Origin of the sequence: Acidiplasma cupricumulans, from assembly GCF_001402935.1 — an archaeon.
In the GTDB taxonomy this organism is placed as follows: domain Archaea; phylum Thermoplasmatota; class Thermoplasmata; order Thermoplasmatales; family Thermoplasmataceae; genus Acidiplasma; species Acidiplasma aeolicum.
In genome coordinates, this window is record NZ_LKBH01000179.1 from 1 (window position 1) to 15,877 (window position 15,877).

Genomic DNA, 15,877 nt, shown 5'->3' on the forward strand with positions numbered 1-15,877 from the left:
TTTTTATAATATTTATTCATCGGTTGCACCATTAGCAGCCTGGTAGTCCTTTAGTTTTTGGGTATGATATCCTGTATTTGTTGCAACAAAATATATGGCAAGGCTTAATATTGCAAATATTATATAGTCATAAGGATATATTATATAATTTATGCCAAGTGAACCATAGTATGACATTATCCCAAGTATTATATTATATGATACAACCCATATTGATGCTTTTAATGCGCGATGTGCAGTTTTACCTGAAATTATGTAGAGACTAAGTGGTGTTAATATTGTAACAATTGCATAAATTGAAAAGTACATATAGAATGGTAACAGTGAAAGCGCATAAATGACTCCTATGAAGATAAAAATTATCCAGTATATAATAGAGTAAACAATTGCAGTTTTAAGTGATATACTGAATGTCCGTCTGCCATATGGGCTTAAAAGGAATAATGGTAATCCACCGCTAACTATTAAAAGCAGCAAGCTTACTATGCTCCATCCTGAAAAATAAACAAGGAGTGAGGCTATGACAAATCCTATTGGTGCCATAATGCCCAGGAAAGGTGTTTTGAATTCTCTGTGTATCTCTGGTGCAGTCTTTCTTAGGGATGTGTTTGTTATGCCTGCAGCAAGATAGGCATAAACTGTAAATGAAGAATTTATTCCAACAAGTGCATACCAGCTTGGGAACGGCAGCAAAAATAATGCACCGATAATAAATGTTATAAGTAATGATACCCAAGGTGTTCTAAATTTTGGATGCAATCTTCCGAAGATATTTGGAAAATAATCAATTTTATTCATACCGTATAATGACCTTGCGGATGAACCAACATAAACTCCAAGTGTGGACGCAGATGATATTACTGCCACTATAATTAGGAATATTGAGAATCCAACAAGGAAATAAACACCTGTTGAATTAAATGCATAATAGAATGGATTTGCAGACCATGTTGATGTCAGCAGCTGGCTCCAGTCACCAGGTGGTACTCCTGCGGCTGACCAGTTTATGGATGCAATAAAAACAATCTGAAGTAATATATATGTGGCCATTGCGGCAAGCATTGCGGAAATCATGCCAATTGGCACGGATTTCCTAGGATTCTTTGTTTCCCCAGCGTAATCAAGACCCTGCCTGAAACCCTCATATGAAAATATTACGCCTGCAGGAACCATTGCAGCAAATATGGATGAACTGCCATATGGCAAAAATCCATGTGGCATATTAAAGAAGTTTTTTGGGTGGAATATAAATGCCACAATCATTATTATTGTTAATATAATAGCTGCCATTTTAAACCATGTCATTACAGCATTGGATTTACCAAAAACATTTACACCTATATACTGTATTAATATAAATATGCCAAGTAACGCCAGTGCAAAAATAACACCAAGCGGGGTTAACAGGGAAATAGATGAATTATAAAGATCCGGAACATAACTGCTGATAAAACTTGTTAGTGCGGCGGCCTCAACAGGAGGCGTGGCTATGGCTCCAATTGTATAGGCCCAGCCAAGGTAAAAATTGCTTACAGGGCCATGGGAAAATTCATTGAATCTTACAAGCGAGCCGGTATATGGAAACATTGTACCAAGCTCACTGAATACCAGGGCAAGGACAATAAAAAAGAGTCCTGCAACAACCCATGTTATTATGGATGCAGGACCCGCGTATGCTGGGCCGGCCAGTACTCCAAGCAACCAGCCTGATCCAACCATGCCAGTGAAACTTATTAAAAATATATCAACTGATGATAGCGATTTTCGTAATTTGGGTGCATTTTTCATATTAGAATTCATTATTGGTTAACTCTCCATGATATTTATATTTTTTTTGAATCATGCTATGCTTTATCTAATTTAGATATTAGTTCCTATATAATCATAACAAATATATAGACAAAGTTAAGGTATCTGAATATAAGTAAATTATCTATATACATTATTTTACCTAGATTCCACACTATTATCTATCATTACAATGAAATTATATGTAATCATTGTTTATGCTATAACTGTATCATAATTACTATTCCCACATCTTACTTTTATATGCTAATCTATCATTAACAATATCATTTCCCTTATTATTTATAAAAAATAATATATACTGAAGTTAGAAATCATGAAAAACCTTATTTAGCCTCAGCTATATGACGATATAGCTGTGAGAATCGGAGGCGGTTGTTATGCAACTTGACCCTTGAGGCCGTTAGTTAGAATAGCCGCCCTTCGACTCGATTTCTTACCTTATTAATATCCAGTAAGGTGAATAGGAGCTTGTCGAGTCTTCGATTCTGAATCTCACAGAACCACTAGGAGGTGATTAATATAGTAATTGGTTTGGATGTACATAAACGTTCCGTATATGCTACGGTAATGAATGATAATGGAGATATTATTATCCAGAGAAATATGGAAAATAATATGGAGACAGTCAATAAGTTTTTATCGGATTATAAGAACCATGATATTGTAATAGAATCATCAACATCCGGTAAATACCTTTGTAAGGAATTATTAAAATTAAACTATAAGATACATTTAATAAATCCCTCTAAGGTTCCTGAGATATATAATAATTATAAGAAGACTGACAGGGAGGATTCATTCCAGCTTGCAGATGTATTCAGGAATGGGAGGAATGAAGGAAATATATATTCCATCAGAGGAAATAGAGAATATCAGGTCATTGGTTAGATACAGGCATTCGCTTGGAGAAGAATTGACTTTAAAGAAAAATAAAATACATGCATTGTTAACATCATATGGAATAATAATTAAGGCGACAGACCCATTTGGAAAGAAGGGATTAAAAGAAATAGAGAGTAATTATAATAATCTTAATTATTCTGATAGAATAGTTTTAAGATCATTATTAAATGACATATCATTCATAAAGAATAGGGAAAAGGAAATAGAAACAGAAATATCATTATTATCAAAAAATAATGATAACATAAAATTGTTAATGACAATTCCAGGAATAAACTTCTACACAGCAGCAGGTATATTATCAGAAATAGGAACAGTAAACAGATTTGATAATAAGCTTAAGTTTGCCTCATACACCGGGCTAATACCAAGTGAATATTCATCAGGTGAAAGAATAATAAAAGGCCATATAACCAAGCATGGGCCATCATTATTAAGATTCTTTTTGGTTGAAACAGTGCATTCATTGATAAAATATACAAAGAAGTTCAGATCCAAGTATTTGAGCATAGTAAGAAGATTGGGAAAGAAGAGGTCTATAATAGCCATAGCAAGGATATTAGCAGAAACAATATATTCAATGTTAAAAAACAATGTAAAGTTTGTTGATCAGGAAAGAAAGGAAATGTTAAATCCTGATGAACTTTATTTCAAGAAATTAGAAGACTTATCATTGAAGAAAATAAACAATATGAGGAAAATTGCTAACGATGGGAATGTGCATGGTGATTCAGCAAATTTAATATACCGGAGAGGGATAAAGAAATGTTAAATATAGGTTTTTCATAGGAGTTGCATAATTCATTTTAATAAAACTCAAAATTAAAGATAAATTCCCTATACTTTTAAATACAGGGAATTTAGATTTTTATGACATCAAAATCAATCAGCTTTGAATCTAACAGGAATATAAAAAGATAATCAGTATTTCAGTTATAGATAAAAATTATTCTAAAACATACAAACGCAATTAATATTTTCTTGATAACAGCGTATTAAAGAGATAAAGGAACCTTTTAAAGGAAAAAAATTATAAAAAAGTAAGATCCTTTAAGGTTCAGGTATAATGATATTGTATATGGCAAGGCTAATGGAGTTATACAAAAGAGAATTTAGGATATTAGAATCTATAATGCATAATATATCCAAAAATATATAAATTCCCAGGAATAACATTTACATCTATATACAGAAGTATAAGAAAGATTGTTCCCGAAATATATAATAATGTAATATTAACAATAGACTCTTCTTGATTTAAAATAACATCGAGGAAGATTGCCTAGGAAATAAATGGCATAAAAATAAGAAAGCGATACTTGTCAGGAATAAAGAGATTATTCTGTGAAAAAATAAGGGCCGTAAGGCCTAAATAGATGAATTCAGAAAATGATATTAAAGGTATATTTTTATAATGAATTTAACACAAACTAAAGGAAGCCTACTAATGAGGATAACAATTATGCAACATAGTTTATATACTGTGGATTATTGAAGATATAATCATATATCAAAGAAATTGCATGCAACACCTAAATATAATTATAGATTCATAGAGGTCTAATTATTTAAAATGCTACATTTTATCATATGTAGCTGTATTGTCTGTTATATTGTATCACTTATAATGAATAGGCACCAATGCATGAATGTATCCTTTCTTTAATTTTCTTTTCTATATTACAATGTTCATATAGACACTCAATTCAGAATGGAGGTCTATAATATAATGTTTAAATACTTAAATATTTAAACAATATAAAAAATATTTAAATAATGAAATAAGATGAAAGAAATATGTATGCATATATTTTTTTAAACAATGATGAAAAGTCTAACCAATTAGAAGAATATGTAAAAAGATTCGATCTGAGAATATTAAAACGAGATAACCGCTCAGATGAATACAAAAATCTAAAAATAGCATTAGAACCCGCGGTAGCATTCACATTAGAAAAAGGAAATACTTTTGTGTATTATGGAATTCCAGAAGGTAAGGAAAATGAGGCTTTTAAAAAAATTATATATTACATAGTAACAGGTACTACTAATTTAATACCAAATACAAAAAATTGCATAGCAAATGTAAATACACAGACAAATTTAAAATTATTTGTAACCCCTGAATGCCCATATTGTAAAAGGATGGGGGAGTTATTAGGTGAATTTGTTGTTTTAAATAAAAATATTAACCTGAGTATAGTAAATGTATTTAATTTTCCAGAAATTATAGAGAAATATGATATTGAAGCAGTACCAACACTTATTATAAATGAGGAATACAAATTAATAGGTTTTCATGAAGAATCTTTATTATGTATGCATATACTTAGTTCTCTAAATAAACTATATGAATAATTTGTATGCCACCAGTTTCCAATACTTAAATCTTGTCCTGCAATGTCAAATTTACACAGTGTTTTAATTTCAGTTATGATATAAACAGTTAAAGGTATATTAAATAAATGATGTCTCATATTTCCATAATAGTTAGACAAGCATCGAATATTATTAACATAATTAAAATATTGAGATATGCCATCTAAACATATCCCATCGATAATGGAAATCATAGATAATATAGTTTCTCCCGATGATAGGAATATACAGATCCTCAGGGATATTCATCAGGAACCATGAGTGATGTTGAATCGTGAATCTTAATCAAAAATCTTTCCATTTCATGAGACATTTATCATCGACCTCTTATAATAATTGTGTTTACTCCTTTTATAGCTGTCCTTAAGATTCTTTAAGAATCCCCTGTAATATTCCCTGAAGCCGCTGTCATTGTTCCATTTATCTAAAAATTGTAAGGGTAAATAGTAATCCAATGTTGAATGTATTATATTGTTATAATCATGGAATGCGTTCTCTATTATTATTTTGCCTTCATTGAAGTTACTGATTTTATTTACCCATATGTAATCTGTCTTAATTGAATTATGAAAGCCTTTCTATATCTCCATTCTCCTCAGGTGTTTCTTTTTCTGTGTATTCATGGTTGATTCCCATTATTTTAAGGCAGTTGTTGAATTCTCTGGAAATATACTGTGGGCCATTATCAGTTCTTAATGTAATATTATCTGGTATATTCCCATTGAATTTCCTTATAATTGCATCATCTAATGCATTTATTGCATTCTTGGAAGTACATGATGTATTATAATTACAGCCATACCATTCTTTTGAGAATGCATCCTTAATGCACATTAAATATGTCTTTCCATTATTGGTAGGTATATATGTAATATTTGTCTCAATAAGCATTTCAGATTTATCATCCCTTAGTAATTTCAATTCACTTTTATTTTTATGATTATGCAATGGCAAGGTTAGATTATTATTCTTTATTATTTTATGTACTGTTTTTTTGGCTATTCTTATGCCTGAATTCCTTAATAATGCCTAGACCATGTTACCTCCACAGGTTAGTCTTTCATTGCATAGTTCTATCGTTTTATCTATAACATTATAATAGTAAGTTATTCTGTTAATTCCAGAATATATCGATAACTATTAATTAAATATGCTAAACGTTAAATGCATAACACCTATTTATGGCATTAAATTTTAAAATGTGTGACACTAAAAACTGAAGTACTACATATTTTAGACCTAATTCCCCTATCAACTTCAAGTATTGCTCCTGCATTTAGTATAGCTGCAGCATTTGGAGTTATGGTATTTTATTCAGGTACAAATAGCATTATGGGCGTTATACTATTATTCATCCCCTTTCTAATTTCTTCGCTAGTGTTTAGAAGCTTAAATAAGCATTATCCTAATGCAGGTGCATCTTATCATTGGGGATTAAGAATAATTGGAAGGACGTTTGGTGGATTTCAGGCATGGGTAGTTACATTGGCTTATTTATTTTCTATTCCTCCAATAGTTATCCCGGCAGGAGAATATACCATAGACTTCCTTGTTTCTATTAAGTTACTAGGACTTAAAGCCTTAAATAATACATTATTATTATTTTTCATAAGCTCTTTTTGGATATTTTTAGCCATATTAATATTAATTCTTGGAACCAAACCTACAGCGAAATTTACTGAAATTTTTTTAGGGGTTGAACTTTTTATTGTGATCAGCTTTATAGTCATAGGAATATACTATTTACCATCACATATCATAAATACATTTTCTTACTCTTGGTTTTTTAATCTGCACCCCAATATAACAGGCTTATTTTTAACAATGGTTGTGGCTGCAACAATACTGGATGGGTGGGAAATAGATTCATATGCGGCAGAAGAATCTAAAAACCCACATGAATGGCCAGGACTTAGTGGAATAATAGGTTTAATATTTGTCATGGCAATCTATTTGATTGTGATGCCATTAATGTTAATTGAAACCCCACTGGTTAAACTATCTAACAGTGCTGACCCATTATTTCTTTGGTCTACAGCAGTTATACCAAAATATTCTTATATAATTGATATTGCAGTTATTGTTTCCACTGCAAGCTCTCTATGGTTAACGTCATTTATTTTAAGTAGAGCATGGTTTGCTATGTCAAGGAATGGCCTTTTACCAAATTTTTTCTCAAAAACAAGCCCTCGTGGAAGCCCATATTTAAATATACTTATTATAGGAATGATTCTATTTTCTATAAATTTTTTGATTGTTTTTTCAAAGTCAATTTTTGCTCTATTTTCTGTATTATTAAGTACTGCAGGAATCTTTCTTCTTGGAGAGTTTATGCTTGATAATATAACCGGTTTATATTTCTTCTGGTTCGGTCATAATAATTTCCATTCTAAATATCATATACACTGGATTTACAGAATTCTTATACTATTTAGTGCATCTTTTATATTTTTTATTATTATAATATCATTATATTCTGATTTTGAACTATTAATTGCATTTATTGTGTTGCTGTTTCCATCAATGTATTTTATCTATAAATCTAGGAGTAACTATAAAGCAACAACTATTTAATTTGTTTTTATAATGAAAATATATTTATCAACGATCATTAGTTATATTTTATTATAATTATAATTTTTAATTATCATATCCGCTAGGCGTGATTAATTTATATTATGTTTTTAAATGTAATTTCATGTCAAATGAGAAAAGTTACAATACACAAAATAACAGAAATTTGAGTCTTACCTCATTAGCAGGCAATGTAATGGCAGCGTTAGAAATGACTGATTTAATTAGAACAACACTTGGACCTCGCGGATTAGATAAATTACTCACTGATCAATTTGGGCATCATATAATCACCAATGATGGTTACACAGCATTGGTATCCACAAAAACTGATCACCCAATTAGCAGACTACTAGTTGAAATTGCAGAAATGCAACAAATGACAGTAGGTGACGGAACAACATCAGCAGTAATAATTGCATCAGAAATGTTGAAAGAGGGTTATAGAATGATATCAGAATATGACCTCCACCCTACCAAAATTATAAAAGAAATAGATGAAGGACTTCCTATTATGTTAAATTACATGCAAAAAAAAACTTTAAAGCTAAAATCGCTGGATGACCCTCTTTTAAATTATGTTATAAAAACTGCAACCTCCTCCAAGCTTGATGGAAAATTTATTTCAGATTTAATTATACAGGCCATAAGATTGCTTAACTCTAAAGGCAGGTCAGATTTAAAAAATGGTATTATGCTTCTGCGGAGATTGGGTAATGATCATCTTATAAATGGTATTGCAATTGAAGAATTACCGATGGAACCTGAAGTAATAAGGAATATTAATAAACCAGTTATTTGCCTTCTAAAGGACACGTTAAAGCTACCAATTACTTCAAATGTGGAGGAAGACAGAAATAAGATCATTTCCACAATATTATTAAACAACATTAATATAATTATAACAAATGCACCCGAGATAGATAAAATATTAAAATTTAATCTTGAAGAAAAAAATGTGGCAATTATTAGAGTTTCTACTGAGGAATTAACATTGCTGTCAAAAGCATTACAGTTAAAAATCTTAAACAATTTAGATCTTTTAAAGGAGAAAGAACTTTCAAGAAAAAGTATGGATTCAATATCCTTAAACGAAGAAGATAATTTAACAATACTAAATAATGCTGGGGGTAATGTTTCAGCAACATTAATTATTGGAGGCATTACCGACGAAACGTCTAAAGAACGAATGAGGACATTTACTGATGGAATTTCAGCAGCCCATTTCGCGATGGAAGGTGGCATTTTACCGGGTGGCGGAATAGCAGAATTAAACTGTGCTAGGTTCTTAAAAAAGTATATGCTTGAGAATAATATTGAAAAACCTGGATATAAAGTTCTGATCTCTGGTTTTGAAAGCATTTCTAGACAAATATTGGAAAATGCAGGTTATAATGGATATGAAATGCTGATGCAGCTAAATCAACAGCCAGATGGAATAGGAATAAACATAGATACCGGAGATTACATAGATATGATAAATAATGGAATAGTAGATCCTTATATTGTCAAAGTGAGCGCAATTAATGCGGCAGTACATATTACAAAAACAATCCTAAAAATAGATAAAAATATATTAAAAAAAGATGAAAAATCAATAAATTCTTAAAAACGGTACCTTTTTATTGACCTCTTTTTCCCTAAAATTTTTCCATATTTTTAATTGCATATTCTTTACAGCATCTAAATTATTTGAAAGAGCGCGAATAAAATATCCACGATTATAAGGCATCTTTGTTATTCCATAAATAACATCATCAATATCATCTAATGAAATATTTTCTTTTACCTCATTGCCAGAATACCAGTAAGCGTTTAATAGGTATTTGTTATTCCCAAAAATAATTCCAATGTTTTTTTTATCACTATCAAAATAATTTGATGAATCAAATAATATAATATCATCACCCTCTTCAATAACAAATGTGTTGGAAAAAATTTTGAAATCCCAAAATTCTCCCATAGCAACTCTTCCAGGAACAAATATATCAGAATATAACATTTTTGTGTTCTTTTGCACATGTATAATAGTTTTTTGATACCAACGTGAATTTTTAAAATGAATGCTTTCTTTTTGTAAGAATTCCAATCTAGAATTTTCATCTAGAAATATCTCTATTTCTCTACTTGCGTAATTTGAATCCATTTTATAAATTTTAGTTGCTGTTGAATCGGTTAAAAAAGCTTCGGCATTTTTACCAAGGTGGATAGTGTAATAGTATCTATCACCTTCAACGATACCTCCCGTCGGATTTGAGAAAATTATATATGGTATTTCAGGATTAAATTCGTCATAATAAAGTTCCCTAACAACGCGTGCTGGGATGGTATTATAAACATTAGTAAGATAAGTTCTTTCATTGTACCTTTCAAAATTTAGGTTAACAATAGCATTCTTTCCAGGAGTACCAACACTAATTGTAGTTTTTTCTTTTTCGTATGCATTAAAAATTTCTGGTTTTAACTTTATAAAGTCCAGAGCATTCATCTGAATAGAGCCTCCTTACGAATTATATCAACCAGTGTATCTATTCCAGTATTATCTTTTGCTGAAATCATTACGACTGGTTTATCCCCTCTTACTTTTTTTGCATCTTCTAACATTAAGTCTAAATTAGCTGATTTAACTGGTGATTCTGGTATGGTTGTTTCCACATATGGAGCTAAATCAATTTTATTTATAACAAGTATATCAGAATTTTTAATTCCTAGGCCTCCTTTCCTTATTGTCTTATCACCACCTGCAACATCAACCATATAAATAAAAAAATCAGCCAGTCTTGGACTAAAAGTCAAAGTAATGTTATCACCACCAGATTCTATGAATATTATGTCAAGATCAGGATATTCCTTTTCAAGTCTTTCGGCTGCATCAATATTCATAGATGGGTCATCACGAACTGCAGTATGCGGACATCCACCAGTTTCTATTCCAACTATCATATCCTGGTTTTCTATATAGTCAGAAAGCCTTTTAGATAATCTCCTTGCATCCTCCCTTGAATATACATCATTCGATATAACAGCAGTTTTAAATCCAAGTTCTTTAAATTTTGGTACCAATTTCTCTATTAATTCTGTTTTTCCACATCCAAGTGCTCCACCTATACCTATTCTAACTGTTCTTACCATTTTATATACCTCCACTTTTAACTAATAAACATCCTACTAGAATCATTTTCATGAATCATTGAATAAATATCAACAGCTGGAAAACTCTGACTTATTTGATCAACATTTTCAATTTTAAACTTGCCATCACTTATTAAATCATAAAGAATTTTTTGAGCTTCTATGTAATCAATTTCTCCCAGCCTCACAAGTGCCGCAATTGTTTCTATTAGATTTGTATAAATTATTGAAGTTATGCCTAACTGCCTTATATTTAAATAAGAAGATACAAACGCTAGCGCTATGGGATATGTACATGGTGATTCATCATTTCTAACCTTTAAAATATATTTATTGAAAAGTTCATAATTTTCAATATCTATAGCATTTAAGAGAGACCTACCCATTCTTGTTGAAGATATCCTTAATTCTTCTGTAAGCTTTGAGGAATAGGCAAATTTATCAAGTGAAATAATAGCCTGAATGTTGTTTCCATCTACAAACCGCTGGGCCAATAAAAAAATCTTAATATCAGAAGTTTTCCAAATTTTTTCCATATACAAAGACACTATGTTGCTTATCTCATTTATAGAATATTTATGATATTTTATAAGCTCTTCCATTCCTTGGGATATGGCAAAGGTTCCCATTGGAAAAAATGAATCAGAAATTCTAATTAAGTTTAATATATTCTTTATTTCCATATCGGTTTTCATTCTTTATCCTCTCCTGCATGATATCCTGTTGCAATCGTTGATATAACCCTATTTTCCAGCTGTGTGACTATAGGAACTGGTATTTTCTTTAATATATCATTAACATTTTTTACTCCTATTCCTGTTGTTACATATGCATATCTTCCTTCTATTAGAACCTCCATATGATGATTACCCAGATTATACCCAAGTGTTAAAAAGTTTTCATAATCTTTTTCTGTGCCGTTTGTTTCAATAGTTACTTTTATCACAGGTTCAGGCATGATATTAATTCTATAAAAAGTCCCATTACTTGTTGGCCCAAAAATATCTCCATTGTTTATTATTTGGCCTCTAGGTAAATCTATAATGATCTCCTCATTATCAACATCCTCTAATCTAATACGACCTCTCATTGTATCCTGACGGTTTACTTTTACATCGCGAATATTCTTAATTTTTTCATTATTATTCACTTTTTTATCAAACTTAATCATTTTTTCATCTCCTTATGATATATCTTAATTAAATCCTCACTTAATTTTTCTGTATCAACTGGTCCATAATGCTTATAAAATGATTGATCCACTAAAACAAATTTATAGGTATTATTATTCAGGATAATTTCGCTCCCTATCTTTAATTCTTTTGCAACATATACTATTTTCATTAAATGTTCAGATAAATCTAGGTTTAAATGAGTTTTTGGATCTATAAACCCTGACAGGTCATATATTTTCAATGCAGTTATAACGCAATGTTTGACTTTTAAAGGGTCTATTATTTTGTTACCCTTCGTATTTTCTAAACTAGTTATGTGTCTAATCATAAAAATCAAAAAATATTTAAAATACTTACACTATAAAATAAAGCTGAGCAAGTGGTAACTGTTTTGCTGGCTGCGATGTTATAAGTTTGCCATTAAATTTTACTTTGTGTGTTTCAGGGTCTATCTGTATATCACCTACTGTGCTGTTTCTGACCATATGCGCTTTTGTTAAATTTCTTGTATTATAAACTGGTAGAACATTATGTTCTAAACCATATTTAGATTTAATTCCAAGATCATACGCAACCTTTGAGGTAAATATGTATGAAGTCCTTGATTGTGCTAGTCCAAAGCCACCATACATTGGCCTGAAATAAATGGGTTCAACAGTAGGTATTGATGCATTCGGATCTCCCATCATTGCATAGGCTATAAATCCTCCCTTAAATACCATTTTTGGTTTTACACCAAAGAATTTTGGGTCCCAAAGTACTATATCTGCTATTTTATCTTTCTCTAATGTTCCAATATAGTCCGATATACCATTTGTAATAGCCGGATTTATTGTTACTTTGGCCAGATATCTAAGCGCTCTAAAATTATCATTGTCCTTTGAATCTTCTGGGAGCTTTCCAAATTCCTTTTTATTTTTATCAGCAGTCTGCCATAAACGCGTAGATACTTCACCAACTCTTCCCATTGCTTGGCTGTCTGAGGAATACATGCTTATTAATCCAAGATCATGGAAAACATCTTCTGCCGCTATGGTTTCCGCTCTTATTCTTGATTCTGCAAATGCTATATCTTCTGGAACTGCGGGATTAAGATGATGGCATACCATTAACATATCTAAATGTTCATCTATTGTATTTACAGTATATGGTCTCGTTGGACTTGTTGATGAAGGTAGCACGTTTGGCTCACCTACTAGTTTCATGACGTCCGGAGCATGCCCACCACCTGCTCCTTCACTATGATAAGTATGAACTGTTCTACCATTTAGGATATAATTAGTATCGTCAACATAGCCTGCCTCATTCAGGGAATCTGTATGTATTGAGACCTGCACATCATACTGATCTGCAACGGTAAGTGCATTATCTAAAGCGGCCGGTGTAATCCCCCAATCTTCATGTACTTTAAATCCTCCGGCGCCAGCCTCTAATGCTTCTATTAAAGGTTCTGGTTTGGAATCATTACCCTTTGCTAGAAACAGCCAGTTTAGAGGCAGCCCCTCTACGGCCTCCATCATTTTTCTTATATTCCAAGGACCAGGTGTTGTAGTCACTGCATTCGTACCATCTGCTGGACCTGTTCCACCTCCTATATGTGTAGTAATTCCATTGGCTATTGCTTCATATGCCTGCTGTGGAGATATCATGTGAACATGTGTATCGAAGAAACCTGCTGTTGCAATCAAACCCTCACCCGATGTGGCCTCTGTACTTGAGCTTACAACCATATCCTTATCGACATTGTCCATTATGCCAGGATTTCCTGCTTTTCCGATTCCAACTATCTTTCCGTCCCTTATTCCTATATCTGCTTTTATCACTCCCACCATCGGGTCAAATACTATTGCGTTTGTAATTACATGATCTAACGCACCTTTGGCATGCGTTGTACCTGGTGATGAACCCATTCCGTCCCTAAAAGTTTTTCCACCGCCAAATACAAGTTCATCTCCGTACGTTGTTAAATCTTTCTCAATTTCTATAACTAGATCAGTATCAGCTAGCTGTACCTTATCTCCCTTTGTGGGACCATATAAATCATTATATTGTTTCCTACTTATTTTCATTATTACACCCCTTTATATTTTAAATCTTTAGCTTTCTGCATTGCCAATGCTTTTCTATACTCTACTTTTACACTTCCATTAACCAGGCCACCAAAACCATAAACATAGTTCTTTCCACCGTATGATACTAGAGTAACCTCCTTTTCCTCCCCGGGTTCAAATCTTATGCTTGTACCTGATGGGATATCAAGTTTCATTCCATAGGCTTGTGATCTGTCAAATTCCATTGCCCTGTTAACCTCAAAGAAATGAAAATGCGCTCCTATCTGTATTCCCCTATCTCCTGTATTTTTAACTTTTAATTTTATTCTTTTTCTATTGGGAAAAGTTTCTATATCACCACTTCCAAGAAATATCTTTCCAACTGTTTTCTGATTATCACTCATTTTTAACGCCTCCTTTTGGTTGTATTGGATTATGTACACTCACTAATTTAGTTCCATCCGGAAAAGTTGCCTCAACCTGCACAAGAGAGATCATATCTGCAACCCCAGGCATTACATCTTCTAAGCTAACAACATGTTTGGCATCTTCCATTAATTTCGCAACAGTCTCACCCTTCCTAGCACCTTCCTGCACATAGTCAGCGATTAATGCGACTGCCTCCGGGTAATTTAATTTAAGCCCTTCTGCCTTTCTTCGTTCAGCCATTCTCGCCGCTGTATAAATCATCATTTTATCTATTTCATGAGGTACCAATTTCATTTCATCACCAATTAAATAACATTTAATACCATTTTAATGTTTTATAGATAACTATTCAGTTAAATGCAATATTCACAAAATTTTAAACTTAAAATATGGGTTCTCACATTCTATAATAAGTCCTGTAATTGTCTAAAATTATCTATTAGTATGTAATTTTTGGATATGCCCATGAAACATATTCCATTGATTATGAAAATCGTAGATAATATAGTATAGCCTGATGAAAGGTATTGAAAATATTTAGATAAATAGGTTCTTAAGATCCTCATCATTCTGCAAATATTCAATATATCAGGCAAATTGTCATGTATATTCCTAAGACCATGAGAGTTATCTTACCCTAGTAAGAATATAAGATATATTATCATTCTAGACATTATCAAGAAGGTCAAGAAAATTTGATCTACATGCACTTAACATAGGTATTACATTACTTTATTCAATGAGGGAATAAAAAATACATTCTATTAGGTTCAACATATGTTAAATCTGAAATATATTATTACATCTTTAATAATCCACATTCTTTACAAATAATTGACATAAATAAAAGAAAGAGAATTATAAAATTTATAAAAGATAATAAGTGAACAGAAGAATAGGAATAGATCTCAGGAAAGAATATCCATATATGTAAAGCTTATTTTATAATTTAATTTCAGCAATTCTTTGATAAATAATTCTGTCTGATAGTATCTCTATTACCATTCAATAATGTAGAAGATACTGGATATTTATACATATCAAAGTTTATAACAATTTAATCACTCTCTAGTGATTCTGTGAGTTTTAATAGAAGGCTTGAAGAATTAGTATTAACCTTGTTAAATATTAATAGGATAAGAAATTGTGCGTTAAATAATGCTATTACTTTTTACCGATATCAAAGGCATAGAAATTTAAAAGTGTTGCAACTTAGTATAAGTATATCTTCATATAGCTAAAACTAAATAATGTTTTTTCATGATTTCTGATAAATATATAATCTTTTAATTTTTTGAGTTTTTGAGTTTTATTGTAATATCCTTAAATGAACTTCTTTATGAATTGAATTATGCGTATTCATTTTTACTTTATAATAATTCTAGTCCTCTATCAAATTTTATTTAAGATCGGAAGAGCACA

At 31.3% G+C, this 15,877-nt stretch carries 15 protein-coding genes; 5 read left to right on the forward strand and 10 right to left on the reverse strand.

The annotated features are described in order from the left end of the window. Positions 1-12 precede the first annotated feature (12 nt). The gene (locus AOG55_RS04820; protein ID WP_055040969.1) at positions 13-1,800 is read right to left on the reverse strand and encodes an APC family permease; all 1,788 of its coding nucleotides are present in this window, start codon (positions 1,798-1,800) and stop codon (positions 13-15) included. A gap of 522 nt (positions 1,801-2,322) precedes the next feature. On the opposite strand from AOG55_RS04820, the gene AOG55_RS04825 reads away from it, so the two are divergent. The 3 genes from AOG55_RS04825 (at position 2,323) to AOG55_RS04835 (ending at position 5,073) form a co-directional block, all read left to right on the forward strand. Beyond that, positions 2,323-2,700 carry an IS110 family transposase gene (locus AOG55_RS04825; RefSeq protein WP_156318756.1) on the forward strand — a complete coding sequence of 126 codons (378 nt, stop codon included), beginning with the start codon at positions 2,323-2,325 and terminating at the stop codon, positions 2,698-2,700. After that, positions 2,645-3,487: an IS110 family transposase gene (locus tag AOG55_RS04830; RefSeq protein ID WP_055040971.1), complete on the forward strand. Its 843-nt coding sequence runs from the start codon at positions 2,645-2,647 to the stop codon at positions 3,485-3,487. Before AOG55_RS04825 ends, AOG55_RS04830 begins: the two co-directional genes overlap by 56 nt. 1,025 nt (positions 3,488-4,512) lie before the next feature. Then, positions 4,513-5,073: a thioredoxin family protein gene (locus AOG55_RS04835; RefSeq protein WP_055040972.1), complete on the forward strand. Its 561-nt coding sequence runs from the start codon at positions 4,513-4,515 to the stop codon at positions 5,071-5,073. Positions 5,074-5,658: 585 nt separating this feature from the next. On the opposite strand, the gene AOG55_RS04840 is transcribed toward AOG55_RS04835, so the two are convergent. Next, entirely contained in the window at positions 5,659-5,985 is a 327-nt protein-coding gene (locus AOG55_RS04840) for a DDE-type integrase/transposase/recombinase (RefSeq protein ID WP_156318758.1), read from the reverse strand. Between the two features lie 312 nt (positions 5,986-6,297). Here AOG55_RS04840 and AOG55_RS04845 point away from each other — a divergent pair, with 312 nt between their 5' ends. Together AOG55_RS04845 and AOG55_RS04850 are read left to right on the forward strand one after the other, a co-directional pair. Beyond that, positions 6,298-7,668 (forward strand): APC family permease, encoded by a 1,371-nt coding sequence (locus AOG55_RS04845; RefSeq protein WP_055040974.1) that lies wholly within the window; start codon positions 6,298-6,300, stop codon positions 7,666-7,668. Between the two features lie 124 nt (positions 7,669-7,792). Continuing rightward, positions 7,793-9,277 carry a TCP-1/cpn60 chaperonin family protein gene (locus AOG55_RS04850; RefSeq protein WP_055040975.1) on the forward strand — a complete coding sequence of 495 codons (1,485 nt, stop codon included), beginning with the start codon at positions 7,793-7,795 and terminating at the stop codon, positions 9,275-9,277. On the opposite strand, the gene AOG55_RS04855 is transcribed toward AOG55_RS04850, so the two are convergent. The 8 genes from AOG55_RS04855 to AOG55_RS04890 are packed head-to-tail and all read right to left on the reverse strand — an operon-like array spanning position 9,263 to position 14,749. Then, entirely contained in the window at positions 9,263-10,156 is an 894-nt protein-coding gene (locus tag AOG55_RS04855) for an urease accessory protein UreD (protein WP_055040976.1), read from the reverse strand. The genes AOG55_RS04850 and AOG55_RS04855 overlap by 15 nt on opposite strands. After that, complete coding sequence (gene ureG, locus AOG55_RS04860) at positions 10,153-10,800, reverse strand: urease accessory protein UreG (protein WP_055040983.1); 648 nt, start codon at positions 10,798-10,800, stop codon at positions 10,153-10,155. The genes AOG55_RS04855 and ureG overlap by 4 nt, the downstream gene beginning before the upstream one ends. 17 nt (positions 10,801-10,817) lie before the next feature. Then, the gene (locus AOG55_RS04865) at positions 10,818-11,495 is read right to left on the reverse strand and encodes an urease accessory protein UreF (protein WP_055040977.1); all 678 of its coding nucleotides are present in this window, start codon (positions 11,493-11,495) and stop codon (positions 10,818-10,820) included. Beyond that, positions 11,492-11,971, reverse strand: coding sequence for an urease accessory protein UreE (locus tag AOG55_RS04870; protein WP_055040978.1), 480 nt, complete (start codon positions 11,969-11,971; stop codon positions 11,492-11,494). The genes AOG55_RS04865 and AOG55_RS04870 overlap by 4 nt, the downstream gene beginning before the upstream one ends. Beyond that, a complete protein-coding gene (locus tag AOG55_RS04875; protein WP_055040979.1) occupies positions 11,968-12,303 on the reverse strand; it encodes a hypothetical protein in 336 nt (111 codons plus the stop codon). Before AOG55_RS04875 ends, AOG55_RS04870 begins: the two co-directional genes overlap by 4 nt. A 25-nt stretch (positions 12,304-12,328) precedes the next feature. Further along, entirely contained in the window at positions 12,329-14,044 is a 1,716-nt protein-coding gene (gene ureC, locus AOG55_RS04880) for an urease subunit alpha (RefSeq protein ID WP_055040980.1), read from the reverse strand. Positions 14,045-14,046: 2 nt separating this feature from the next. Continuing rightward, positions 14,047-14,430, reverse strand: coding sequence for an urease subunit beta (ureB, locus tag AOG55_RS04885; RefSeq protein WP_055040981.1), 384 nt, complete (start codon positions 14,428-14,430; stop codon positions 14,047-14,049). Further along, a complete protein-coding gene (locus tag AOG55_RS04890; RefSeq protein WP_055040982.1) occupies positions 14,423-14,749 on the reverse strand; it encodes an urease subunit gamma in 327 nt (108 codons plus the stop codon). The genes ureB and AOG55_RS04890 overlap by 8 nt, the downstream gene beginning before the upstream one ends. Between the last annotated feature and the right edge of the window lie 1,128 nt (positions 14,750-15,877).